The organism is Streptomyces yunnanensis, from assembly GCF_029011865.1.
Classification (GTDB): Bacteria; Actinomycetota; Actinomycetes; order Streptomycetales; family Streptomycetaceae; genus Streptomyces; species Streptomyces yunnanensis.
Window position 1 is genome coordinate 6,657,062 of the sequence record NZ_CP095749.1, and the last position, 14,739, is coordinate 6,671,800.

The following is a 14,739-nucleotide window of genomic DNA, read 5'->3' on the forward strand; positions in this document are numbered from 1 at the left end:
TAGACTTTCCCGAATGCACGACGAACTGCGCGCCGCCCTGGCGGGCCTGCTCGACGGCCTGCCGCCCAAGCAGGCCGCGCAGGCCGTCGAGCGGCTGATCGCCAACTACCGTGGCCGCACCCCCACCGACGCCCCGGTGCTCCGGGACCGCGGCGATGTCGCCGCCTACGCCGCCTATCGGATGCCGGCCACCTTCGAGGCGGTGCGGGCCGCGCTGGCCGCCTTCGCCGCCCGCGTCCCCGACTGGTCCCCGGCCACCCACGTCGACGTCGGCGGCGGGACCGGCGCGGCCACCTGGGCCACCGCCGCCACCTGGGACGGCCCGCGCAGCACGGTCCTGGACTGGGCGCAGCCCGCACTCGACCTGGGCCGCGAACTGGCCGCCGGGATCCTGCCGGACGTCACCTGGCGGCGGCAGTCCCTCGGCGAGGGCCTCACCCTCCCCGAGGACACCGACCTGGTCACCGTCTCCTACGTGCTGGGCGAGCTGCGTCCGGAGGACCGTCGCGCGGTGGTCGGCGCGGTGGCCGCCGCCCGGTCCGTGGTCCTGATCGAACCGGGCACCCCCGAGGGCTATCTGCGGATCCGCGAAGCCCGTGAGCAGTTGGTCGCCGCCGGGCTGCGGGTCGTCGCGCCGTGCCCGCACAGCGCCGCCTGCCCGATCGTCCCGGGGGAAGACTGGTGCCACTTCTCCGCCCGGGTCAGCCGCTCCTCGCTGCACCGCCAGGTCAAGGGCGGCTCCCTGGCCTACGAGGACGAGAAGTTCAGCTATGTGGCCGCCACCCGCCTCCCGGCCGAGCCGGCCGCGGCGCGGGTCGTCCGCAGGCCGCAGATCCGCAAGGGCCAGGTGCTGCTGGACCTGTGCACCGCGGACGACGCCCTGCGCCGGGACACCGTCACCAAGCGGCACGGCGCCGCCTATCGCGAGGCCCGCGACGCGGCCTGGGGCGACGCCTGGCCGCACTGACCGAGGTCGGCTGCGGGGGCGGCGTCCGCCCGCCGCCCCGCCCCGATCGATACGGCCCGTCTCGTTGAGACGATACGTCTCGCCTCTCCTCGTTACACTCCCGCCCATGGCCAACAAAGCAGCCCCCGACGCTCCCCCCGGCTCCGCCGGGGGCACCCCCACCCGCCGCTACAGCGAACGCTCCCGCCAGGCGATCTTCGAGGCCGCCCTCGCCCTGGTCGGCGAGGTCGGCTACGAGAAGCTCACCATCGAAGGCATCGCCGCCCGTGCCGGCGTCGGCAAGCAGACCATCTACCGCTGGTGGCCCTCCAAGGCCGCCGTCCTCCTCGACGCCTTCGGCTCCGCCGCCGACGCCTACGAGCACGAGGGGCTCCCCGACACCGGCGACCTCGCCGCCGACCTCAAGGCCGTTCTGCGCGCCACCGTCGACGAGTTCAACGACGCGGCCTGGCAGGCCCCCTACCGTGCCCTGGTCGCGGCCGGCACCAACGACGAGGAGCTCTCCCGCAGCTTCGTCGGCCGCCTCATGGAACCGGGCATCCGCCTCTACGTCGAGCGGCTGCGCGCCGCCCGGGAAGCCGGCGAACTGGACCCGGACGTCGACCTCCGGATCGGCGCCGAGATGCTGCTGAGTCCCTTCTCACAGCGTTGGCTGATGCGCACCGGGGAGCTGACCCACGCCTTCGTCGACACCCTCGTCGACCAGGTGCTCCGCGGTCTGCGCCGGCGCGACTGACGCCCGGGGCGACGGGCGGCGTTGGCGTGAAATGCCCTGTTCGCCCGTACCGCGTTCACCCCGGATCCGCACACCGGTCACCTGGCGCCCAGGATGGTGGCAGCATTGACCCCAGACCACCGCTCGAAGTGAGGGGATTGATGGAACGCAAGAGCAGGTTCTCCCAGTGGCTGCGCCGGCCGAGGAGCGGATCGGGTGGCGATACGGACACGGGATCGGCCGCCGCGCGCGGCCGCGAGGACCTGCTGATGGCGGCGGTGGACGCGGGTTTCCCGGTCGCCCCTGCCGCCCACCCCTCCGGCTACGGCTGTTCCTGTGAGCGCATCGGCTGTCCCACCCCCGGCCGCCACCCCGTCTCCTTCGGCTGGCAGACCGTCGCCACCACCGACCGCGACAAGGTCGCCGCCTGGGTCCGCACCCTCCCGCAGGCCAACTTCATCACCGCCACCGGCATGGCCCACGACGTCCTCGACGTCCCCGTCGAGGCCGGCCGCAGCGCCCTCGGCCGGCTGGAGGCGGCCGGCGTCGACGTCGGCCCGGTCAGCCTCAGCGGCGCCGGCTTCGGCGACGGCCGGATGCTGTTCTTCACCGCCACCCGCGGCACCCCCGACGACGAGGACGAGTGGTGGCCGTGCGAGCTGGACTGCCATCCCGAGACCCTCGACGAGCATCCCGGCTTTCGCTGGCACTGCCGCGGCAGCTACGTCCTCCTGCCGCCGTCCGCCCTCCCCGGCGACCAGCCCGCGGTGACCTGGCTGCGCGGCCCCGAGCTTCCGCTGCCGGACCCGCTGACCCTGCTGGAGACCCTCACCGACGCCTGCGCCGCGTTCATCGACCACGAGGCGGACCACGAGACGGCGGCCTGGCCGATCGGCCGCTGACCCGCCCCCGGCAACGCAAAAGGGCCGCCGGTCGCCCGACGGCCCCTCGCTCCCGCGCACGCGCCGCTCGTCGGGCGGCGCCCACCCGATCCTCTAGAGCGCCTTCGCCGCGGTCTTCGCCTCGATCCGGTTGAGCACCGTGATCTTGCCGCCGGCGCCCTTCGCCGGGACCGTGACCGCCTGGCCCGACACCGTCGTGAACGCCATCCGCATGGTCTTCTTCATCGGCCCCTCCACGATCCCGCGCAGCTCCGGCGGCACCGTGATCATCAGGCCCTGGGAGACCGTCTTCTGCTGGTGGTAGACGGTCGAGAAGAACACCAGCGCCCCGCCGTCGGTGGTCCGCAGCGCCACCGGCGGCAGATCCGACGCCTGGTCCTCCCACTGGATGCGCGCCCCGGGCTGGTTGGCGCCCTGGGCCCGCCGGGCCCGCCACTGGTCGGTCTCCTGGCCCGGCGCGAAGTCGCCCTTACCGGTGCTGAGATAGTCCACGTACGCCTGGCTCAGCTTGCCCGGATCGACGGTCAGCCCCGACGAGCCGTCCAGTGGCACCGGCTCCGCGTAGCCGCCGGTGACCTTCAGCTCCGGGGCGTTGTTGCCGGGGAACGTCGCGAGGTACGTCGCCCGCCACTTCGCGCGGATGCTGTCCCGGCTGAACACCAGGAACCAGCGGGTGTTCTCGCCGCTGCGGTCCCGGCGGTTGCTGAGCCCGTCCCCGACGAAGAACCTCGGCCAGCCCTTCTGCTTGGGCACGGTGAAGTGCGTGTCCGTGAACGAGAGCGGGACGAAGTGGGGGTTGCCGTTGGGGCGGACGCCGTGTGCGGCCTTTATCTGCGCCTGGTCGATGGCGAGCAGCGCGCCGGACTCGATCGAGGTGTTCACGGTCGGATCCAGCGTGCGGTTGGCCTTGTTGAAGCCGTCGGCGAACTGCTTGAGCGCCTTGGCGGCGTCGGCCTGCGACACCGCGGGCAGCACCTCGCGCTCGCCGTGCACCGTCATGCATCCGCTCAGCATGACCAGCGCGGCGGCGGCCGACGTCACTGCTGCGGGCACCCGGAACGGCGACCTGCGTGTCATGGGGCTCGGGCTCCTTCGGGGCGACCGGGGCGACCGGGGCGGACGGACGGCCGCCGGGGTGGCACGGATTCGGCGCAACCATACCCGGTGGCCGACGGCGTACGCGGGGGTCGGGGGGCGTTCGTCCTCGGACGGGCCCGAGGGGCGGGGCCCGCGGCGGGCGGTGCGGAGGCGGCGGCGGACAATGCGGGGGTGAACGAACGAAACGAAGCGCACCGGCGCGGCGGCGCCGCCGACGTGGACCTGCTGCGGGTCTTCTGCGGACCGGACGGCGGCGGGGGCAACCCGCTGGCCGTCGTCCTGGACGGCGCCGCCCTTCCCGGCCGGGCCGACCGGGCCGCCCTCGCCGCCGAACTGGGCTACAGCGAAACGGTGTTCCTCGATCCCCCCGGTGCGAGCACCGGCTCCACCGGAGCGGCTGACGCCGCGCTCAACATCGGCGACGACCCGGCCGCCGGCGCCGTGGACATCCACACCCCCAGCGTCCGGCTGCCGTTCGCCGGGCACCCCCTGGTCGGTCTCGCCTGGCTGCTGCGGAGTTCGGGCCGGCCGGTGCGGTCGCTGCGCCCGCCGGCCGGCGAGGTGGCCGTCCGCTACGACGGCGACCTCACCTGGGTGCGGGCCCGCGCCGAGTGGGTCACCGCGCGCCGTACCGAGCGCCACGGCTCGGCCGCCGAGGTCGACGCGCTGCCCGCGCCGCCGCCCGGCGACGGCTGGCTCTACGCCTGGGCCTGGCAGGACGAGGCGGCGGGCACGGTCCGCGCCCGGGGCTTCCCCCGGCGCGGCGACAACATTGGGGAGGACGAGGCCACCGGCGCCGCCGCCCTCCTGTTGACGCATCAGCTGGGCCGCTCCCTGGACATCCGTCAGGGGGCCGGCTCGCAGTTGTTCACCCGGCCCCTTCCCGACGGGACGATCGAGATCGGCGGCCGGGTGCGCGCCGGGGTGCCGCAGGCGCCGTGAACGAGGCCCGGGGCGGGCGCGGGCGCCGCGCCCGTCACGCGGTGCGCGGGAACTCCTCGCCCAACTCCCGGAAGACCGCGCTGTTCAGCGCGAACGCGCGCTTGCACTCGTCGATCACGCGCTGCTTCTCCAGGTCGTCCAGCGGCAGCCCGTCCAGCAGTTCGCGGTATTCGCGCTTGAAGGCGGCGGGGTTGCCGATGCCCTCGAAGACGTAGAACCGGACGCCGTCGCCCTTGCGCGCGAAGCCCCAGGTCTTCTCGGCGGTGCCGCGGATGATCTGGCCGCCGGAGAGATCGCCGAGGTAGCGGGTGTAGTGGTGGGCGACATAGCCGGCCGGCCAGTCGCGGGCGCAGTCGGCTATGCGCTCGGCGTAGGCGGCGGTGGCCGGCAGCGGCGCGAGGCCGGCGCGCCAGTCCGGGCCGCCGAGGTGGGCCAGATCGCGCTCCAGCTCGACGGTGCGGGCCAGCTCCGGGCGGAGGAAGGGGCCCGCGACCCGGTCCGCGGTGAGCCCCTGCGGGACGTCCTCCAGCGCGCGGTAGACGAACCACAGCTGCTCGGTGTAGCGCCGGTAGGCGGCGACGCCGAGCTCGCCGCCCAGCAGGTGACTCATGAACGCGGAGTTCTCGGCCTCGGTGTGCTGCTCGTGCGACGCCGTGCGGATGGCCGTCGAGAACGACGGGGTCGAGCTGGACGCTTCCAAGGCGGACCTCCGGAGGCCGGGAGAGCGCGGACAGGGACGGAGCGCGCGGTGCGGCCCCGGGAACAGGCCGACGGGCACGCGCAGCCGTCAGGTTAGGGTTACCTAACTACGCAGGGCGGGCCCTGGTCAACCTGTTCCCGACAACCTGTCGGTAAAAACGCTACTCCCGTCCGGATCAGGGCAGCGTAAGAATTTCCGTCCCGGTCTCGGTGACCACCAGGGTGTGCTCGAACTGCGCGGTCCGCCTCCGGTCCTTGGTGACCACGGTCCAGCCGTCCTCCCACATGTCGTACTCGTACGTGCCCAGCGTCAGCATCGGTTCGATGGTGAAGGTCATGCCGGGCTTGATGTCGGTGGTGTGGTGTGGGCTGTCGTAGTGCGGGACGATCAGGCCGGAGTGGAAGGACGAGTTGATGCCGTGCCCGGTGAAGTCGCGGACCACGCCGTAGCCGAAGCGCTTGGCGTAGGACTCGATGACCCGGCCGATGATGTTGATCTGGCGGCCCGGCCGGACGGCCTTGATCGCGCGGTTGAGCGCCTCCCGGGTGCGCTCCACCAGCAGCCGCGAGTCCTCGTCCACGTCACCGCACAGGTACGTGGCGTTGTTGTCGCCGTGCACGCCGTGGATGTACGCGGTCACGTCCAGGTTCACGATGTCGCCGTCCGTGAGGACGGTCGAGTCGGGGATGCCGTGGCAGATGACCTCGTTGACCGAGGAGCACAGGGACTTGGGGAAGCCGCGGTAGCCGAGCGTGGACGGGTACGCGCCGTGGTCGCACATGAACTCGTGGGCGACGCGGTCCAGTTCGTCGGTGGTCACGCCGGGCGCGATGTGCTTGGCGGCTTCCGCCATCGCCTGGGCGGCGATCCGGCCGGCGATCCGCATCCGCTCGATCGTTTCGGCGTCCTGCACCTCCGGTCCCGTATAGGGCGTGGGCGCGGCCTTCCCGACGTACTCGGGGCGCGCGATCGAGGCGGGGACGTGGCGGGTGGGGGAGATGCTCCCCGGGACAAGAAGCGACTGGCCAGACATGCCAGCGAGTGTATCCGCGGGCCGTCGGGCAGGATGGTGGCACGGGAGTCATGCACAGGAGGCGGCAATGGCGCTGTTCAAGCGGCGGACGGTCGGCAAGCCCGGCGAGTGGTTCTACTGCCTGGAGCACCGCACGGTCGAGGAGGGTCCCCAGTGCCGCGCCGCCGACCGCTTCGGCCCGTATGCCACCCGCGAGGAGGCGGCGCACGCCATGGAGACCGCACGCGAGCGGAATCTGGAGTGGGAGACCGACCCCCGGTGGCACGACATGGGCAAGGGTGACAAGGGCGGCAAGGGCGAGGGGGACGGGGCGCCTTAGGACGGGGATGGGGACGGGACGCCCGGGCCGTGTCCGAACCGACGGTTCGGGGTCGGGCCGCGGCTCACCAGCGCGGGGGCGGCGGGGCCGCCAGCGCCTCGGCGAGGCGGGCCAGGCGGTCGCGGAACCTTCGGTGATGCCGCGGCCCGGGCCGGCTGTTCTCGCCGGCGGCGGCGCTGACCAGGTGCTGGACGGTGTCCAGGTCGAGGTCCGGGGGCCGCGGCGGATCCGGGGCGGCCGCCCCGTCGTCCGGTGGTGGCGCGGCGATCAGCGCGTCGTGGGCCAGGGCGTGCAGATCGCGGTCGCCGGAGTCCAGGGCGAGCACCGTGGCGCCGTTGCGGCGCGCGTCGTGCACCTTCTCCAGCAGCCCGGCGTCCGGCGACTCCGGCGTCACCACCAGCAGCGTCGCACCGCGCCCGGCCGCCGCCAGCCGGCCCGGACCCACCGCGAGGTGCGCGGGCGCCCCGGCCGGGACCCGGTGACGGACCAGGGTCGGCGACAGCTCCGGCAGCCCCGACCAGGCCGCCTCGTCGTCCAGGTGGGCGGCCAGGTGCCAGGGCTCGTAGCCGGCGCTGCCGACCAGCAGCAGACCGCCGCCGTGCGGGGCGACGGCGGCCCGCAGCGAACCGGCGAAGCGGTGGGTGGCCTCGATCCACTCGGTCCCGGCCAGGACCTCGCGCAACAGGGCGACGCGTACGGCATCCATGGCGCGGCATGGTGCCGCACGGACGGGCCCCGAGGGGGCCGGGTGCGGTGGGTGTCACCCGTTCGGGGCATCCGCTGCCGACCCGGCGCCGGTGGTGTACGGGGCGCCGCCCGTCTCAGGGGGCGGGCAGCAGCCCCGCCTCGGTCAGCCGACGTCCCACCTCCGCGACCGACTCCTCGCTCAGCGGGAGCTGCGGCACGGCCGTGTCGCGGCAGGCGATCACGCCGAGCAGTCGGAGCGCCGCCTTGAAGCCGCCGAGCGCCGAGGAGCCGCGGCCCATCTCGTCCTCCGGGCCGGTGTCGGTGAGGTCGAAGAGGCGGACCAGCCGCTCCTGCTCGGCGGTCGCCCGGGGCCAGTCGCCGGCGCGGGCGGCGTCGTAGAGCCGGACGTAGCCGGTCGGGTCGATGTTGCCCAGGCCCGGGACGACGCCGTCCGCGCCCGCCAACAGTGCGGCGTCCGCGGTGAGTTCGGAGCCGCTGAGGACGGCGAACGCCGGCGCGGGGCCGGTGTGCCGGCCGGTGCGGCCGCCGAGCGCGACCAGCAGCCGGCGCAGCGTTCCGTCGTCGCCGCTGGAGTCCTTGAGCCCGGCCAGCGTGCCGTCCTCGGCCAGTTCGCGGATCAGGGCCGGGGAGAGCTTGCTGTGCACGGACACCGGGATGTCGTAGGCGATCAGCGGCCGGCCGGTGGCGGTGCGCAGGTGCCGGAAGTGGGCGGCGATCTCGCGGGGGTGGGTGCGGGCGTAGAAGGGGGCGGTGGCGACCAGGGCGTCGGCGCCGAGTGCGACGGCGGTCCGGGCGTGCTCCAGAACGCGCGCGGTGGTGGTGTCGATGACCCCGGCGAGGACCGGGACCCGGCCGGCGGTGGCGGTGACCACCGTCTCCAGGACCGTGGCGCGCTGATGGTTGGTCAGATAGGCCGCCTCGCCGGTGGATCCCAGGGCGAACAGGCCGTGGACGCCGGCGTCGAGGAGGCGGCAGACCAGGCGGGTGAGGGAGGCGGTGTCGACCTCGCCGTGCGGGTCGAGCGGGGTGCAGACCGGAGGGATGACGCCGTGCAGCGGGGCGGTGAGTGCCATGGGGGGCTCCAAGGGCTGCTCTGAGCTGGGACATCAGACATGGGATGTCCGATATCGCGGTTCACAATAGGCATGCGTGCAGGCACCCGGTCAAGGATTTCCGCCCCGGAACGGGCCGAACGGGGCGGCGGCGCGCGGCACATGAGGTGCGCGAGACGGAAGAGGGCGATGAGGATGGCGCGAGGGACGATGTCCGAGGACGTCCAGGCACGGATCAAGCAGCTGATCCTGGACCGTGGGTTGACGCCGGGCGATCCGCTGCCCACGGAGACCGAGCTGGTCGCCATCCTCGACGTCAGCCGCAACTCGGTGCGCGAGGCGCTCAAGGCGCTCCAGGCCATGCGGATCGTCGAGATCCGGCACGGCTTCGGCACCTACGTCGGCGCGCTCACCCTCGAACCGTTCGTCGAGGGCGTCGCCTTCCGGGCCGCGGTCCGCCACCATCAGGGGGAGTCCAGCCTGTACGAGCTGATGGAGGTCCGGGAGGCCCTGGAGGCGGGGCTGATCGGCACGGTGGCGCGCGGCCTGCCGGCCGAGGACCTCGCGGTCCTCAAGGGGCTGGTGCAGCGGATGGCCGAGGAGGCGCGCGGCGGCGAGGTGCTCAGCGCCACCGACCGGGCCTTCCACCTCGCGCTGTACCGGTCGCTCGGCAACCACCTGCTGAGCGAGGTGCTGGACGCGTTCTGGGCGGCGCTGCGCCGGGTCCGCGAGGACCTCGCCGACGTCCGGCCGGACCCGGAGGTGACCTACCGTCAGCACGCGGAGATCGTGGACGCCCTGGAGGCGGGCGACGGGGAGCGGGCGGTCGCGGCGATGCACCGGCACTTCGACGGCATCCGGCGCCGGCTGACCGCGTAGCCGCCGGCCGGGAACCGGACGCCCCGGCGCCGGCCGCGCGGGGGCGCCGGGGTACCGGTTTTTGTCGCGATCATCCCATTCACCGGGATTTCACCCCGCGTCGGCGGTGCCGTTGCCGACACGAGAAAGCGTCATGTGCCGTGCCTTGACGGCCAGTTGGGCCCTTCTTATCGTCCGCAGGACAAGGGACGTCCTACGTCCTGGCCCGGCGGAGGGGGACCCGTGACGTACGAGAGCGCAGACAGCCGCCGCGGCGGGGTCCGCCGGAGAACGGTCCTGGGCGGGGCGGCCGCGGCCGCCGCCGGCCTCGCGCTCGCCGGCTGCGGCGACGACGGCGACGCGCCCCGGGAACGGCGGAAGGGGCAGAAGATCACCCTCACCTTCTGGTCCTGGGTGCCGGGCATCGACCGCCCCGTGGACCTGTGGAACCGCACGCACCCCGAGGTCCAGGTCAAGGTCGAGAAGGTGTCGGCGGTCAACGGCGAGCAGTACGCCAAGATGCACGCCGCCATCAAGGCCGGCGACCCGCCCGACCTGGGCCAGATCGAGTTCCCGGTGATCCCCGGCTTCCTTCTCGACGGCGGACTGCGCGACCTCGCCCCGCTCGGCGCCGCCCGGCACCGCGACGCGTTCTTCGCCTGGCAGTGGGGCCAGTCCGTCTTCGGCTCCGGGATCTACGCCATCCCGCAGGCCAGCGGCCCGATGGGGCTGTTCGTCCGGCAGGACCTCTTCGACCGGTGGGGCATCCCGGTGCCGCGCACATGGGACGCGTACGAGGCCGCGGCCCAGGAGGTCCGCCGGCACGGCGCCTGGATCGAGACCTTCGCCCCGACCAACGGCAACCGCTTCGCCGGCCTGGCCTGGCAGGCCGGCGCCAAGTGGTACGCCACCCACGGCGACACCTGGGTGGTGCACCTCGACGACGCCCCCACCCGTCGGGTCGCCGACTACTGGGAGCAACTGGTCCGCAGGAAGCTCGTCAAGACCATCCCGGACCGCCGGGACGCCTGGTACAAGGACATCCAGACCGGCGCCATCCCGGCCTGGGTGGGCGCCAGTTGGGGCGACGCCCTGCTGGCCGGCAACGCGCCCGGCACCAAGGGGAAGTGGCGGGCCGCCCCGCTGCCCCAGTGGCAGCCCGGCGGCCGGGCGTACGCCAACTGGGGCGGCTCCACCACCGCCGTCTTCGCCAAGGCGAGCTACCCCAAGGACGCCCTGGACTTCGCCGTCTGGCTCAACACCGACCCGGGGTCGATCGCCCTGCTCCTCCGGGGCGGCTACGGCTTCCCCAGCGCCAAGGCCGGCTACGCCGCCACCGCCCTCGACGCCGACAAGGACTTCTTCGGCGGCCAGCCGTACAGCAGGGTCTTCGCCGACGCCGGGGCGCACGTGGACACCAGCTGGCAGTGGGGGCCGGGCGTGGACACCCTCTTCCAGCGGCTCGGGGACGCCTTCACCGACGCGCTCGCCGACGGCAGCTCGTTCCGCTCGGTGCTGACGAAGGTGCAGCGCCAGACCATCTCCGACCTGCGGGACAAGGGGCTGAAGGCGGAGAGCGGCCGGTGAGCGGGCACAGCGGGCTGCCGGCAGGCGCGGCCACCGCGCGGCGCCCGCGCCGGGCCGGGCGCCCCGGTGGCGGCAACGCCCGGGCCGCGGCCGGTTTCGTGCTGCCCTTCCTCGCCGTCTTCGCCCTGTGCTACCTCGCCCCGGTCTGCTACGCCGTGTGGACCAGCCTGCGGCGCATCCGACGCACCGGGCCGCTCGGCCTGGGCACCGAGCACGACACCTTCGCCGGCCTCGCCAACTACGCCCAGGCGCTCGCCGACGACCGGTTCCTGACCGGGTTCGGCCGGGTGCTGCTCTTCGGCGCCGTGCAGATCCCGCTGATGACGCTGCTCGCCACCGTGCTGGCGCTGCTCCTGGAGAGCGCCGCCGCCCGCTGGGTCACCTTCTTCCGCAGCGCCTTCTTCCTGCCCTACGGGGTGCCCGGGGTGATCGCCTCGATCCTGTGGGGCTTCCTCTACGTCCCCGGCCTCAGCCCACTGGTGCGGATCGCCCAGGAGGCCGGCTGGAACGTCGACTTCCTCTCCCGCGGCAGTGTGCTGTGGTCCGTCGCCAACATCGTCACCTGGCAGTTCACCGGCTACACCATGCTGGTGCTGATCGCCCAGCTGAAGTCCGTCCCCGGCGAGCTGTACGAGGCGGCGCGGATCGACGGCGCGAGCGCCTGGCAGGTGGCCCGGTACGTCAAGCTCCCGCTGCTCCGCCCCGCCCTGGTGCTCACCACCGTCTTCAGCATCATCGGCACCCTCCAGCTGTTCGCCGAGCCGATGGTGCTGCGCCCGCTCACCTCCTCCATCGACTCCGGCTACACCCCCAACCTGCACGCCTACAGCGAGGCGTTCGTCGGCAACAACCAGCACCGGGCGGCGGCCGAGGCGGTGCTGCTGGCGCTGGTGGCGTGCGCGGCCTCGTTCGGCTTCCTGCGGCTGGTCGGCGGGCGCGGGAAGGAGCGCGGATGACCCCGTTCCCCCGGCGGACGCGGCCCGGAGCGGCGCTGCCGACCCGGGCCCCCGTGCGCCACCGGATCATCATCGGTGCCCTCCTGGCCACCGCCGCCGTCTACTTCCTCGCGCCCGTCTACTGGCTGGTCGTCTCGGCCACCAAGAACAGCGCCGACCTCTTCGGCACCTTCGGCTTCTGGTTCTCCGACCACCCGCGGCCCCTGCGGTACCTCACCGACGTGCTCACCTACGACCACGGCGTCTACGCCCGCTGGTTCGCCAACTCCCTGCTCTACGCCGGCGTCGGCGCGGTCTGCGCCACCGGGCTGTCCGCCGCGGCGGGCTATGCGCTGGCCAAGTTCCCGTTCCGGGGGCGGGAGACGGTCTTCGGCCTGGTGCTGGCCGGGGTGCTGATCCCGAGCACCGCGCTGGCCCTGCCGCTGTACTTCCTCTTCAGCGCGCTGGGCCTGGCGAACACCTACGCGGCGGTGCTGATCCCCAGTGTGGTCAGCCCGTTCGGGGTCTACCTGTGCCGGATCTACGCGGCCGCCGCGGTGCCCGACTCGCTGCTGGAGGCGGCCCGGATCGACGGCGCGGGCGAGGCGCGGATCTTCGCCGGGCTGGGGCTGCGGCTGATGGGCCCGGCGCTGGTCACCGTCTTCCTGTTCCAGTTCGTGCACATCTGGAACAACTACTTCCTGCCGCTGGTGATGCTCTCCGACTCCGGTCTCTACCCGGTCCAACTGGGGCTGACCACCTGGATCGGCTACGCCGACCGGCAGCCGGTGCTCTACCAGTACACGGTCGGCGGCGCGCTGCTGTCGGTGCTGCCGCTGATGGTCCTGATGACGGTGCTCCAGCGGTACTGGCGCACCGGTTTGACCGAGGGGAGCGTCAAGGCGTGACCGCGCGGCCGGCACCGGGACGGGGCGTGACAGGATCGCCGTCATGACTACTTCCGACGCTGCTGCGACCCCGTCCGCCACCCCGGCGGAGACCCCGGCCGGGACCTCGGCCACGGCCGCCAAGCCCGCCGCCCGCGATCCCTGGGACCTGCCCGACGTCTCCGGTCTGGTGATCGGCGTCCTCGGCGGCACCGGTGACCAGGGCCGCGGCCTGGCCTACCGGTTCGCCCGGGCCGGCCACAAGGTGATCATCGGTTCCCGGGCCGTCGAGCGCGCCCGGGCCGCCGCGGACGAGCCCCAGCTGAGCAGCCTGGGCGTCGAGGGCGCCGCCAACGCCGACTGCGCCCGGCGCAGCGACGTGGTCATCGTCGCGGTGCCCTGGGAGGGTCACGCCAAGACGCTGGAGGCGCTGCGCGAGGAGCTGGCCGGCAAGCTGGTGATCGACTGCGTCAACCCGCTCGGCTTCGACAAGCAGGGCGCCTACGCGCTCAAGCCCGAGGAGGGCAGCGCCGCCGAACAGGCCGCCGCCCTGCTGCCGGACTCCCGGGTCACCGCCGCCTTCCACCACCTCTCCGCCGTCCTGCTCCAGGACCCCGAGATCGCCGAGATCGACACCGATGTGATGGTGCTCGGCGAGCGTCGCGCCGACACCGACGTGGTGCAGGCGCTGACCGCCCGCATCCCCGGCATGCGCGGCGTCTTCGCCGGCCGGCTGCGCAACGCCCACCAGGTCGAGTCGCTGGTCGCCAACCTGATCTCGGTCAACCGCCGCTACAAGGCGCACGCCGGGCTCCGGGTCACCGACGTCTGAGCCGACCCCTCACCGACACCGGGGCCGGAGCGGGGGAGGGGGCGGCGGGGCAGCGCGGGGCGTAAGGGACACTGGAACGGACCGTACGACCCGACAGGAGCCGACCCCATGCCCTCCCTGCCCCCGCCCGGACCGGACCGGCGCCTCGCCGCCCTCGCCCTCGCCGTCTGCCTGCTGGCCGTCGCCGCGGCGGTGGTGTCCTTCGTCGAGGGCAGTTTCGTGGGCATCGTGTGGATCCTGCTGGCCGGCGTCTCCAGCAACATGGCGTGGTTCTACGTCCGCAAGGCGAAGCTGGAGCGGGCCCGCCGGGCCACGGCCTCCGGCTGACCCGCCGGGTCGGCGCTACCCCGCGGCGCCGATCTGCGGGACCTGCGGCTCGCCCTGCCAGAAGCGGAAGAACTCCTGGCCCCAGTAGCTGTCCCAGGCCGACACGCCCAGCCCCCGCAGGACGCCGTGCACCAGCTCGAAGAAGACCTGGCCGACCTCCGGCACCCACAGCAGCCCGAAGACCGCCAGCATGCCGAACGGCGCGTACGGCGCGATGCCCCGCCGCACCCGGTCCGACAGCCACGGCTCGATCACGCCGTAGCCGTCCAGCCCGGGCACCGGGAGGAAGTTCAAGATCGCCGCGGTCACCTGGAGCAGCGCCAGGAACGCCAGCGCGTAGCGGAACGCGTCCGGGATCCCGTCCGCGGCGTGCAGCCAGAACGGCGCGCTGACCACCGCGGCGAACAGCACGTTCGTCAGCGGCCCGGCCGCCGAGACCAGGCTGTGCCGCCAGCGGCCCCGGATCCGGCCGCGCTCGATGAACACCGCACCGCCCGGCAGCCCGATCCCGCCCATCAGCAGGAAGAGCACCGGCAGCACGATGCTCAGCAGCGCGTGCGAGTAGACGAACGGGTTGAGGGTCAGATAGCCCTTGCCGCCCACCGTGACGTCGCCGCCGTGCAGCGCGGTGCGGGCGTGCGCGTACTCGTGCAGGCACAGCGACACCACCCAGCCGGCGGTCACGAACAGGAAGACCGCGAAGCCGGTGCTGGCCGCGAGCGTCCCGCTCCACACGGCCCAGCCGGAGACCGCCAGGACGGCGACGAGCGCGAGGAAGACCGGGCTGACGCGGCGGTCGGCGCGCGGGATTGCGGTGGTCATCGGTAGGGGACTCCCAGGGGGTGGGTCGCGGTCGGGGATCCGGGCCACGGGCCGC

Annotated in this window: 17 protein-coding genes; 11 read left to right on the forward strand and 6 right to left on the reverse strand. The window is 73.5% G+C overall.

Going from position 1 to position 14,739, the window contains the following annotated elements:
- Positions 1-13: 13 nt before the first annotated feature.
- The 3 genes from MOV08_RS29035 to MOV08_RS29045 all read left to right on the forward strand — a co-directional run bounded on the left by MOV08_RS29035 (position 14) and on the right by MOV08_RS29045 (position 2,584).
- A complete protein-coding gene (locus MOV08_RS29035) occupies positions 14-967 on the forward strand; it encodes a small ribosomal subunit Rsm22 family protein (RefSeq protein ID WP_275309469.1) in 954 nt (317 codons plus the stop codon).
- Positions 968-1,073: 106 nt separating this feature from the next.
- Positions 1,074-1,703: a TetR/AcrR family transcriptional regulator gene (locus MOV08_RS29040; protein ID WP_039637077.1), complete on the forward strand. Its 630-nt coding sequence runs from the start codon at positions 1,074-1,076 to the stop codon at positions 1,701-1,703.
- Between the two features lie 140 nt (positions 1,704-1,843).
- Positions 1,844-2,584 (forward strand): bifunctional DNA primase/polymerase, encoded by a 741-nt coding sequence (locus MOV08_RS29045; protein WP_039637079.1) that lies wholly within the window; start codon positions 1,844-1,846, stop codon positions 2,582-2,584.
- Between the two features lie 93 nt (positions 2,585-2,677).
- Here the strand turns inward: MOV08_RS29045 and MOV08_RS29050 are convergent, their stop codons facing one another.
- Positions 2,678-3,661 carry an SCO2278 family lipoprotein gene (locus tag MOV08_RS29050; RefSeq protein WP_275309470.1) on the reverse strand — a complete coding sequence of 328 codons (984 nt, stop codon included), beginning with the start codon at positions 3,659-3,661 and terminating at the stop codon, positions 2,678-2,680.
- A gap of 192 nt (positions 3,662-3,853) precedes the next feature.
- Between MOV08_RS29050 and MOV08_RS29055 the strand changes: the two genes are divergently transcribed.
- Positions 3,854-4,624 carry a PhzF family phenazine biosynthesis protein gene (locus MOV08_RS29055; protein ID WP_275309471.1) on the forward strand — a complete coding sequence of 257 codons (771 nt, stop codon included), beginning with the start codon at positions 3,854-3,856 and terminating at the stop codon, positions 4,622-4,624.
- A 34-nt stretch (positions 4,625-4,658) separates the two neighbouring features.
- On the opposite strand, the gene MOV08_RS29060 is transcribed toward MOV08_RS29055, so the two are convergent.
- Together MOV08_RS29060 and map are read right to left on the reverse strand one after the other, a co-directional pair.
- Positions 4,659-5,324 (reverse strand): biliverdin-producing heme oxygenase, encoded by a 666-nt coding sequence (locus MOV08_RS29060; protein WP_275309472.1) that lies wholly within the window; start codon positions 5,322-5,324, stop codon positions 4,659-4,661.
- A gap of 175 nt (positions 5,325-5,499) precedes the next feature.
- Positions 5,500-6,357 (reverse strand): type I methionyl aminopeptidase, encoded by an 858-nt coding sequence (gene map, locus MOV08_RS29065; RefSeq protein WP_039637085.1) that lies wholly within the window; start codon positions 6,355-6,357, stop codon positions 5,500-5,502.
- A 67-nt stretch (positions 6,358-6,424) separates the two neighbouring features.
- Here map and MOV08_RS29070 point away from each other — a divergent pair, with 67 nt between their 5' ends.
- Positions 6,425-6,676, forward strand: coding sequence for a hypothetical protein (locus MOV08_RS29070; protein ID WP_039637087.1), 252 nt, complete (start codon positions 6,425-6,427; stop codon positions 6,674-6,676).
- Between the two features lie 64 nt (positions 6,677-6,740).
- On the opposite strand, the gene MOV08_RS29075 is transcribed toward MOV08_RS29070, so the two are convergent.
- Together MOV08_RS29075 and MOV08_RS29080 are read right to left on the reverse strand one after the other, a co-directional pair.
- Complete coding sequence (locus tag MOV08_RS29075) at positions 6,741-7,382, reverse strand: hypothetical protein (protein WP_039637089.1); 642 nt, start codon at positions 7,380-7,382, stop codon at positions 6,741-6,743.
- A gap of 115 nt (positions 7,383-7,497) precedes the next feature.
- Positions 7,498-8,457, reverse strand: a complete 960-nt coding sequence (locus MOV08_RS29080) for a dihydrodipicolinate synthase family protein (RefSeq protein WP_275309473.1) — start codon at positions 8,455-8,457, stop codon at positions 7,498-7,500.
- Between the two features lie 189 nt (positions 8,458-8,646).
- Here MOV08_RS29080 and MOV08_RS29085 point away from each other — a divergent pair, with 189 nt between their 5' ends.
- From MOV08_RS29085 to MOV08_RS29110, 6 genes are all read left to right on the forward strand, one after another.
- Positions 8,647-9,315 (forward strand): FadR/GntR family transcriptional regulator, encoded by a 669-nt coding sequence (locus MOV08_RS29085; RefSeq protein WP_275309474.1) that lies wholly within the window; start codon positions 8,647-8,649, stop codon positions 9,313-9,315.
- Positions 9,316-9,537: 222 nt separating this feature from the next.
- Positions 9,538-10,881 carry an ABC transporter substrate-binding protein gene (locus MOV08_RS29090; RefSeq protein WP_039637093.1) on the forward strand — a complete coding sequence of 448 codons (1,344 nt, stop codon included), beginning with the start codon at positions 9,538-9,540 and terminating at the stop codon, positions 10,879-10,881.
- Positions 10,878-11,837, forward strand: coding sequence for a carbohydrate ABC transporter permease (locus MOV08_RS29095; protein WP_275309475.1), 960 nt, complete (start codon positions 10,878-10,880; stop codon positions 11,835-11,837). Before MOV08_RS29090 ends, MOV08_RS29095 begins: the two co-directional genes overlap by 4 nt.
- Positions 11,834-12,724, forward strand: a complete 891-nt coding sequence (locus MOV08_RS29100; protein WP_275309476.1) for a carbohydrate ABC transporter permease — start codon at positions 11,834-11,836, stop codon at positions 12,722-12,724. Before MOV08_RS29095 ends, MOV08_RS29100 begins: the two co-directional genes overlap by 4 nt.
- Positions 12,725-12,767: 43 nt before the next feature.
- Positions 12,768-13,535 carry an NADPH-dependent F420 reductase gene (gene npdG, locus MOV08_RS29105; RefSeq protein WP_275309477.1) on the forward strand — a complete coding sequence of 256 codons (768 nt, stop codon included), beginning with the start codon at positions 12,768-12,770 and terminating at the stop codon, positions 13,533-13,535.
- A gap of 108 nt (positions 13,536-13,643) precedes the next feature.
- Entirely contained in the window at positions 13,644-13,862 is a 219-nt protein-coding gene (locus MOV08_RS29110) for a hypothetical protein (protein WP_275309478.1), read from the forward strand.
- A gap of 15 nt (positions 13,863-13,877) precedes the next feature.
- Here the strand turns inward: MOV08_RS29110 and MOV08_RS29115 are convergent, their stop codons facing one another.
- On the reverse strand, positions 13,878-14,684 hold the full coding sequence (locus MOV08_RS29115; protein WP_275309479.1) for a site-2 protease family protein: 807 nt from the start codon (positions 14,682-14,684) through the stop codon (positions 13,878-13,880).
- Positions 14,685-14,739 lie beyond the last annotated feature (55 nt).

Excerpts from the sequence above, each read along its gene's own strand:
- MOV08_RS29035 (WP_275309469.1), top strand. The coding sequence starts at position 14 with ATGCACGACGAACTGCGCGCCGCCCTGGCGGGCCTGCTCGACGGCCTG.
- MOV08_RS29040 (WP_039637077.1), top strand. The coding sequence starts at position 1,074 with ATGGCCAACAAAGCAGCCCCCGACGCTCCCCCCGGCTCCGCCGGGGGC.
- MOV08_RS29045 (WP_039637079.1), top strand. The coding sequence starts at position 1,844 with ATGGAACGCAAGAGCAGGTTCTCCCAGTGGCTGCGCCGGCCGAGGAGC.
- MOV08_RS29050 (WP_275309470.1), bottom strand. The coding sequence starts at position 3,661 with ATGACACGCAGGTCGCCGTTCCGGGTGCCCGCAGCAGTGACGTCGGCC.
- map (WP_039637085.1), bottom strand. The coding sequence starts at position 6,357 with ATGTCTGGCCAGTCGCTTCTTGTCCCGGGGAGCATCTCCCCCACCCGC.
- MOV08_RS29070 (WP_039637087.1), top strand. The coding sequence starts at position 6,425 with ATGGCGCTGTTCAAGCGGCGGACGGTCGGCAAGCCCGGCGAGTGGTTC.
- MOV08_RS29075 (WP_039637089.1), bottom strand. The coding sequence starts at position 7,382 with ATGGATGCCGTACGCGTCGCCCTGTTGCGCGAGGTCCTGGCCGGGACC.
- MOV08_RS29080 (WP_275309473.1), bottom strand. The coding sequence starts at position 8,457 with ATGGCACTCACCGCCCCGCTGCACGGCGTCATCCCTCCGGTCTGCACC.
- MOV08_RS29085 (WP_275309474.1), top strand. The coding sequence starts at position 8,647 with ATGTCCGAGGACGTCCAGGCACGGATCAAGCAGCTGATCCTGGACCGT.
- MOV08_RS29100 (WP_275309476.1), top strand. The coding sequence starts at position 11,834 with ATGACCCCGTTCCCCCGGCGGACGCGGCCCGGAGCGGCGCTGCCGACC.
- npdG (WP_275309477.1), top strand. The coding sequence starts at position 12,768 with ATGACTACTTCCGACGCTGCTGCGACCCCGTCCGCCACCCCGGCGGAG.
- MOV08_RS29110 (WP_275309478.1), top strand. The coding sequence starts at position 13,644 with ATGCCCTCCCTGCCCCCGCCCGGACCGGACCGGCGCCTCGCCGCCCTC.
- MOV08_RS29115 (WP_275309479.1), bottom strand. The coding sequence starts at position 14,684 with ATGACCACCGCAATCCCGCGCGCCGACCGCCGCGTCAGCCCGGTCTTC.